The sequence below is a fragment of the Nitrospinota bacterium genome (genome assembly GCA_009873635.1).
In the GTDB taxonomy this organism is placed as follows: Bacteria; Nitrospinota; Nitrospinia; order Nitrospinales; family VA-1; genus LS-NOB.
In genome coordinates this window covers 1-8,335 of sequence record WAHY01000047.1, presented here as the reverse complement: position 1 = coordinate 8,335, position 8,335 = coordinate 1, and the positions used below count along the sequence as shown (strand labels likewise).

Below are 8,335 nucleotides of genomic sequence, written 5' to 3'. Positions count from 1 at the left end.
TTCCGTTACTCCTATCTTTTTGCACACTTGACCAATCGTACTTCCTTTAGCCTGTAATACCTCTGCTTCTCGCAAATAACCTATAATCTGTTCAGATGAATATCTTTTCCTGGCCATCTTACCCCCCTAATCTAAAGGTTTTTGACCCAAATCCTAACATTAAATCTGGATCAATTTTGGGGGGCAGGCCAAAGCAATATAGTAAATTATTTATTAATACCCAGCTTAACCAAAATTGGTTTATATTTATTTAAAATCGTTAATATAGGGAAATATAAAGTTATAAACATAGGAAGAGCTATTAAAATCCAGCCTAAACAAGCTAACATTAAGTAATCAAACAATACTGTAATGGCTCGAACAAATCCTTCATCAAAAGTAGCAATTAAATGAGCCTGAGACAGTGGATCTAATGAAACATTTGAAACTTTTTCTCCTATTTTTAAAAATGGAATAAATAATATTACTTGTAAAGGAAATGCGGCATAATTGACAAGCTGAATTACAGGCAAGTTTAATTTAAAAAAAATAGATATTGCAGTGCAAAATAAAGTGGTAACCCCTAGTACGGGAAAAACACTTATAGTGACACCTAATGAAATTACTATTGAAATTTTTTTTGGGTTTAATCCCTGCCTCAGTAGATTAGCAACAGTACCAATTATTTTAATTTTCCAATTAGTCACACTATTTATATTTTTTTATATTTACAGTTTTATAAATATAACTCAACAACTCTGAGTAATTTTTCCTTCAATCTCTTTATAAACCCATTGAGTTAGACATTTGCTATGTAACTCGTCCTGGGGTGTTAATATTAAATTGGAAAGGTCATAACCTTTCATTTTTGATCTTGCAATTATTTTGGCGAGAAGACCTTTTTCCATAATAGGTTCTCGGCTCAGGATCCAAAAGTTTTCCATGTCCGGCTCACCAATAACAGCGTAATTAAAGTTCTCTTCTACATCAATCACCCAATAATCGAGCGAAAAAGGCCAGATAAACTGAACTTCCCATTTAGACGTTATGGTCGGGTCCACCAGCCAGGCTTCGCCTATTATTTTACTAATTTCTCCATCAAACCCATGTTTTCGACAAATATTGGTGACTTCTATTTTGTTGTCCTCGATTAACTTATAATGCGCAATCATTGCAAAACAATTGTTTTCCGGAAACCAAGGGTTATGAGCAATTTCATACCAAATCCCCTGAAATTTATGGAGATCTAAATTGGATACGACCTTCAAATTTTTATTTTCTTCTGCAATCGCAGAACTGATGAGTAATGCGTTTATTAGAACTGCAAATAAAGTTAATATTGAAATGAACTTTTTAATATTGCCATTACTCATCATTTCTTAGGAATACAAATTTAGAGTTGGTTAAGAGGGTAGATTATATACAAAGTATTTTGCCGAGAATCGAAGGTAAATTGAGCAGTCTCCCAAAATGATCTTCAGTAATAATCGCCCGATAGAAATAAACTTGTAATTACTTGGTTGGTATAAAAATGTCTGAAAATTTTTTACTGGTCCAGGCACGTCTCGTTAAATAAACTAAAGTCGCTAGATTCCCTAATAGATATATGCAAAGTGTCCAAACAACACCTCGGAAAACACTTTTCTCCAAGACACAGATCCAGACACCAATCACGGTAGCTCCAATATAAAAATCAAGGAAAGTAACCACTCCCCATCGCAAGGCAACCATTTCTTTGATACCCTGAATAACATTACTTTCGACACTAGCCCAATATATCCCTATGGTTAAAATTGAGAAAAGGAAGCCGCATATATATAAAGTGTATAACTTAAAACCGCGTGCATACATTTACTAAGACTTTTTAAATAAATAATGAGCAACGAACCACTGATATCCTCTGTTGTAACCGAAAAGTTCCGCACAGGACATAAAAAATATTCTCCATCGCTGAAACCAGGTATTCCTCTCTTTGAGACCATAAACTTGTTCAAGAATAGGAAGAATTTTGTTTTTTTCTCTATCCATATTTTTTAGCCAGGCATTGGAGGTTTGTTTATAATGACGCCCGTTCCAACGCCATTGTTTATCTATAGAAAGTTTATTTTGAAATTTTAACAGCAAATCCTCTGATGGCATTAATCCGCCTGTAAAAAAATAGCGGCCCATCCAATTATCAGAACCTTCTGTGGAGAAAAAGTAGGCAAATTTCTGATGACAGAAGATATGGACAAATAACTTCCCATTAGGTTTTAACCATGATGAAATATTTTCCATTAACCGCTCATAGTTTTGCATATGCTCAAACATTTCGACTGATACGATCCGATCATATTTCATATTCGCATTAAAATTATTCATGTCACATGTTACGACCGTAAGATTATTTAAGTTTTTTAATTGAGCAGCCCTGTCAATAAATTCTCTTTGTTGGTTGGAGTTCGAAATTGAAGTGATTCTGCTGTTGGGATACTTTTCGGCCATCCACAAGGAAAGAGAACCCCACCCACAACCTAATTCCAGAATATCCATATCATCAGACAATTCAGCTCTGTCACAAGTAATTTTTAAAGAGCTTGCCTCTGCTTCATCTAAAGTTGTTGCCCCATCTCCCCAATAGCAGGAACTGTATTTATTATATTTCCCCAATACCAAGTTAAAAAATGAGGGTGGCAATTCGTAATGCTGATCGTTGGCCTTTGATGTTTCAACTGCTATAGGGCGTGCACATAAAGCACACACAAAATTGCTAATATGATCCTTTTTATTAAAAATAATTTTTTCTTCGGATAATCGTTTTCTCAATAGCTGGCGTATGCCTGTCCGAATCAATGAATCCGGAACCCAACCTCTTTCTATAAGACTAATCACTTTATCCATTAAATTGTATCCTTTTGGGGCCCTGGAAAAAACATATTGGTTGTTTTTATGTAATTTTCGTATTCAATACCTTTGCTTTTCAAAGCTTGTTGTTCAGCAAATGGAATTCCAGAAATTTTAATTAGAAAAAAGAGCATCAGTAATGGGCCTGTTAGACTAATCCATAAATTATTTGAACCGAAATTCAAAAACACATAGCTCCACCAGTGTATCCATTCAAAAAAATAATTTGGGTGGCGGGAATACTTCCATAAACCATTACGACAAACTTTTCCCGCGTTCGATTTATTTGCCTTGAAACTGGATAATTGTTTATCAGCAACACATTCACCTGTCATAGAAATAAACCAAATGAGTAGTGCAGCTATATCCAAATAATTTAGCGAATTCGGATTGTAGAAAACTATGACTATTGGAATGACAAATAGAATTGCCACAACAGCCTGTGCTTGAAAAAATAAAAAAAAATATCGGAGAACATTGTTTCCTGCAGATTTTCTAAAATTTTGGTATCGACTGTCTTCTTGTGCGTTTATGACCCGATTGAATAATAAATATGTCCCTAAACGCAATCCCCATACAATTCCCATTACTGCAGTTAAAATTGTTCTATCTTTATCACCATCTCCAATAAACGAAAAGTAAAGTATCCCGAACGCGATACCATATGCCCATCCCACATCTGCGATTGCCGCGTTTCCTGTTTTTATCTGCATGGCCCACAGCAACATCATGAAAACAGCAATAATGAGCCAACAGATAGATAAATGATAAATAAAGTTGTCCATATAAACTAATTTAGTTTGGGTTTACTGCTTCTAGTGGCGGTAATATTGGATCTCTTCGGCATAAAGGCTTGGTGAAAACCATTTGAACATTCCCTATCTGTCTTTCCATGAAACCACCTTCGCAGTAGCAAAGATAAAATAACCACATTCGAATAAAAGCATTAGTGAACCCCAGGTCCTTGACCCGACTTTTATTTTGCAGAAAGTTTGTTCTCCATTCCTTCAAGGTTCTAGCGTAGTGGGGTGTTATGTCTTCAAGATGAAACAATTTGATATCAGATGAAGTTGCCGCGGAACACAAGGCACTAATTGAAGGAATACAACTACCTGGGAAAATATATTGCTTGATAAAATCTATAAAATCTTTGGACTCCTCAAATAAATTATCCGCAATTGTAATTGCCTGGATTACGAGAAGGCCCTCTGGCTTAAGTAACTGGCTACATTTTCGAAAAAATGTTTTATAAAGTTTATGACCGATAGCTTCTATCATTTCGATGGACACTAATTTGTCAAACTGGCCCTCTAATTCTCTGAAGTCTTTTTTAATAATAGTGACTTGGTCCTGTAATCCATTTTTTTTTACTAAATTTACTGCAAATATAAACTGCTCTTGGGATATGGTTGTGCTGGTAATGCGACAACCATAATTTTTGGCAGCATGAAGGGCAAACCCACCCCAGCCAGTACCTATTTCCAGTAAATGATCAGTCGATGACAAATTCAATTTTTTGCAAATACGATCAAGTTTAGTTATCGAAGCTTCATACAATGAGTTCTCGGGCTTACTGAAAATAGCGCAGGAATACATTCTTGTGTCGTCCAAGAATGTCGAAAAAAAATCATTCCCTAAATCATAATGCGCATGAATATTCCGCAGACTTTCTTTTAAATTATTTCTTCTGCAGGAATGGCTTAGTTTCATAACCCATATCGCTAAATTCGCAATACCACTTTCGAATTGATTGGCAGCATCACGGTTTCGCGTGAAAATTCTCACCAAATCGGTCAGGTTTTCACAAGTCCACCATCCTTTTATAAATGCGTCCGCAGAACCATTTAGGCCCTTTGAAACAATATCTAAATACATCTTTGAGTTTTGGACTATAATTTTTGCTTTAACGGGAAAGTTTGGTGTTGTATGACCAAAGATGATATGTTCCGAGTTTTCAATTAAAGTTATTTCACCTTCTTTTATTCCCTTAAAATGACTTAAAATTATTTTTCGTGCCACCTTGTCAAGGATTAGAGGTTTTTCGGAAAATTCTATTGGTTTGGTATCAATCAAATCATTTATTTGCATATTTAACAGCTCATTTTATTTTTTGGATGAGGATAGAAAGGGCATTTTGTGTACCATAATTTAAAGGCTTGATAATATATCGCAGCCTTTACCTTCCAGGTTATCAAGGGATATTTCAACAAGGCTCTTGTTAAGGATTTACTATTTATAGGCTTTTTTCTCATTAACAAGTTAGCTTCAAATATTTTTTCTCCTTCTTTTATATTACTCATGGATACTTTTAGATGTTCTATGGGTTCTGAAAAATTCCACTCATAATCAAAATCCATATCCATAAACGGTGAGATATGAAATTCCTTTTTAAAGAAAAATTTATGCATTCCCTCCTTTTCAATTGACTTGCTGCAATCTAATAAATAACAAAATTGCTCTCCCCATGGAGTATTATTGATTTCTGCAATAATTGTTTGCACATTACTTTCCGATGAATCAAAGCAATAATAAAAGCTGACAGGATTGAATCGATACCCGAAATAACATAGATGGGTCATTAAAAAAATGCGGCCCTCAGGTCTTTTTCCAGTTTTTGTAAAAACCCAATTTCGTACTGAATCTGAAAGTGATTCACTAGGATCTCCCATGTGATCACTACGCCTAAAATAGGCAATATTCCATTTTCGTGTGGACCAAAACCAAAATGACTCAAACAGGTGAGGAAGTTCCTGCAAATCTAAAAACAACATAAATAAAGAGTAATCAAATCTTGTTTTGATCGGCAAGTATCTAATATGAGTAACATTTCCCTCATACAGAGCGCTGTTCATTTTAAAGAGATCGTCCAAAAGATTTGCAAACCGACAAGGCACTATTAAGGCCATCCTCATGAAAACCGGACCCCCAATAGGCCCCGCAAAAATGAATTTTATTTACCCCATCTATTTCCTTGTGTCTTTTCTGTGCCAGGATTGCCTCTGATGTAAAGACAGGGTGCTGGTATATAATTTTGTTATAAATCTTTTTAGGGTCAATGTGCTCCTCCATATTCAATGAAACACAAACATTCCTTGGCATATCTAGGTTTTGTAACATGTTCATATAATAAGTAACCGTTGTTTCATCCTTCAGTTTATTTGGTTTGAAGTAATTCCAGCTCGCCCAAGCATTCTTATGTTTTGGGAGAACAGAACAATCCCAGTGCAAATGGGCAACATTAGTTTGGTAGGGGATAGCACTCAATATTTCTCTTTCTCCATGACTTGGGTTTTCAATCATTTTTAAAGCCTGGTCGCTATGCGTTGCGATGATGACCCGATCGTACAATTCATTTTGTTGCTTGTTAAAAACAACCTCGACACCATCGTCTTTTCGTATTATTTTATCGACCAGGCAATTAATACGGATATTATTTTTAAATGGCTCGATAAGTTTCAGGGTGTACTGCTTGGAGCCACCTTTGACAACCCTCCATTGTGGCCTATCGTTTACATTTAGCATCCCATGGTTTTCAAAAAACTGGGCAAAGAAACGAAAGTTTGAACTCTCAATAACTTTGGACTTAGCGGACCAAATAGCCGAGGCCATTGGAAGTGCATAATCATTTTTTAGTGAATTTGAATATCTACCACGGTTTAAAAACTCACCAAATGTTATTTCTTCAACTGAATCCTTTAAAAATTCTTTTGCATCACGGTTGAACCTTAATATGTCCTTAACCATTAAAATAAAAGAGGGTTTAAGCAAATTTAATCGTTGTGCAAAGAGACCGTTTATGGATGTCCCATTGTATTCCAAGCCTGTTCTTTCGCATTTGACGCTAAAGCTCATGCTAGTAGGCTGGGATAGAACATTTATTTGATTCAGTAATTTGTTAAAATTTGGATAAGTACGATCGTTAAATACTATAAAGCCCGTATCAATTTCATGACTTGTACCATTTATATGAACTGCAAGAGTATGAACATGTCCACCGATATAATCGTTTGCCTCATAAACATGAATAGAATGTTCTTTTGACAATAAATAGGCCGAAGTCAAGCCTGATATTCCAGTACCGATAATAGCGATTTTCATTAATTATTATTTTTTTGAGAAATTATCGATGACTTCAGAATATTTTCAGGCACTTTTTTTAGATCCCAAATAATTCCAAAAACTGATAATATTTTTAATATCCAATAAGTAATATCTATTTCCCACCAGTAAAAACCTTGGTTCACTGAATTAGGATAATGATGATGATTGTTATGCCACCCTTCACCTAATGTGATTAAAGAAATGATTAAGTTATTCCTACTATCATCACCAGTTACATATCGTCTATTACCAAATTTGTGTGCTAAAGAATTTGTAGAACAGGTTCCATGAAATAAAAGAACTGTAGAGATAAAAAAACCCCAGACAAGTAATTGGGGACCATTAGCTCCCCATTCGGGCTTGTAACTATTAAGAATATCACCAAAAATAAACAAGCCAACTGCCAATAAAAAAGGTATTACAATATCAAAACGATCAAGGATTCTTAGTTCTGGAAATTTTATAAGATCTTTAATTAAATCGTTTTTGGTAGAAAAGTTAGACTTACCCATAAACCAAAACATGTGACTTTTCCAAAAACCAGATTGAGAGGGAGAGTGGATATCCATTTTGGTATCAGAATATTTATGATGATACCTATGATATGAAGACCACCAAAGCGGACCCCTTTGAACAGCTGAAGCACCTAAAACTGCAAAAAGAAATTGTATAAATCGGGATGTTTTAAAGGTTCGGTGAGAGAAATAACGATGATAGAATCCTGTAATGGCAAACATACGAACTGTATATAAAATTAAGGCCACAACAATTGACGTCATACTCCATCCAACGAAAAATACCGCAAAACACCCTAAGTGGAGCCCCACAAAGGGGATACATCTTAGCCAATCAATACTTTCATCAATGGAATATTTATATTTATTTTGAATACGATCATTATCAAACCATTGGGCCAAGTTATTAAATTGAGCTTTCATAATCAATTCAATCTACAATTTACCATTAGATAATTCATTAAATTTACTACGAATAGACTCCATTCTATTACGGTTTACTCCCAAGTCGCTGTAGCCTATACGAGATGCTGATCGAAATTCAATAACACCTGGCTTATTGAAATAGAACTCAACATCATCCACAAAACCAAATATTTTCGAAAAGAATTCAACATGGATAAATTTATCTTTTACATTTTTTACCTTAGAATCTTTAAAGCTTTCTAAAGTTAGAAATAGAATTTTTTTCGCCTCAACTCGAGAACCGGTATATCTAATTGGTTCGATATAGCTTTTACTATTACTATTATTAGTAGATACGCAGTTAGGTTTATTAGGACAATCCGAAAGAAGACCAATTGTGGTGGGGGTTTTACCGACGCATGAAATAATAATTGAACTAATAATAATTATGC

At 34.8% G+C, this 8,335-nt stretch carries 9 protein-coding genes; all 9 read right to left on the bottom strand.

Annotated elements, in window-relative coordinates:
- Positions 1–206 precede the first annotated feature (206 nt).
- Entirely contained in the window at positions 207–695 is a 489-nt protein-coding gene (locus F3741_12820; protein MZG31659.1) for a DUF2062 domain-containing protein, read from the bottom strand.
- Positions 696–728: 33 nt separating this feature from the next.
- Positions 729–1,355: a lipocalin family protein gene (locus F3741_12815; GenBank protein MZG31658.1), complete on the bottom strand. Its 627-nt coding sequence runs from the start codon at positions 1,353–1,355 to the stop codon at positions 729–731.
- Positions 1,356–1,833: 478 nt separating this feature from the next.
- Positions 1,834–2,859, bottom strand: a complete 1,026-nt coding sequence (locus tag F3741_12810; GenBank protein ID MZG31657.1) for a class I SAM-dependent methyltransferase — start codon at positions 2,857–2,859, stop codon at positions 1,834–1,836.
- A complete protein-coding gene (locus tag F3741_12805; protein MZG31656.1) occupies positions 2,859–3,647 on the bottom strand; it encodes a DUF1295 domain-containing protein in 789 nt (262 codons plus the stop codon). The genes F3741_12810 and F3741_12805 overlap by 1 nt, the downstream gene beginning before the upstream one ends.
- A gap of 10 nt (positions 3,648–3,657) precedes the next feature.
- On the bottom strand, positions 3,658–4,950 hold the full coding sequence (locus F3741_12800) for a class I SAM-dependent methyltransferase (protein ID MZG31655.1): 1,293 nt from the start codon (positions 4,948–4,950) through the stop codon (positions 3,658–3,660).
- A 2-nt stretch (positions 4,951–4,952) separates the two neighbouring features.
- On the bottom strand, positions 4,953–5,714 hold the full coding sequence (locus F3741_12795) for a DUF1365 domain-containing protein (protein MZG31654.1): 762 nt from the start codon (positions 5,712–5,714) through the stop codon (positions 4,953–4,955).
- A gap of 1 nt (position 5,715) precedes the next feature.
- Positions 5,716–6,960: an NAD(P)-binding protein gene (locus F3741_12790; GenBank protein ID MZG31653.1), complete on the bottom strand. Its 1,245-nt coding sequence runs from the start codon at positions 6,958–6,960 to the stop codon at positions 5,716–5,718.
- The gene (locus F3741_12785) at positions 6,960–7,901 is read right to left on the bottom strand and encodes an acyl-CoA desaturase (GenBank protein MZG31652.1); all 942 of its coding nucleotides are present in this window, start codon (positions 7,899–7,901) and stop codon (positions 6,960–6,962) included. Before F3741_12785 ends, F3741_12790 begins: the two co-directional genes overlap by 1 nt.
- Before the next feature lie 12 nt (positions 7,902–7,913).
- Positions 7,914–8,335, bottom strand: a 422-nt coding sequence (locus F3741_12780) for a DUF1499 domain-containing protein (GenBank protein MZG31651.1), incomplete at its 5' end; no start/stop codon positions are given.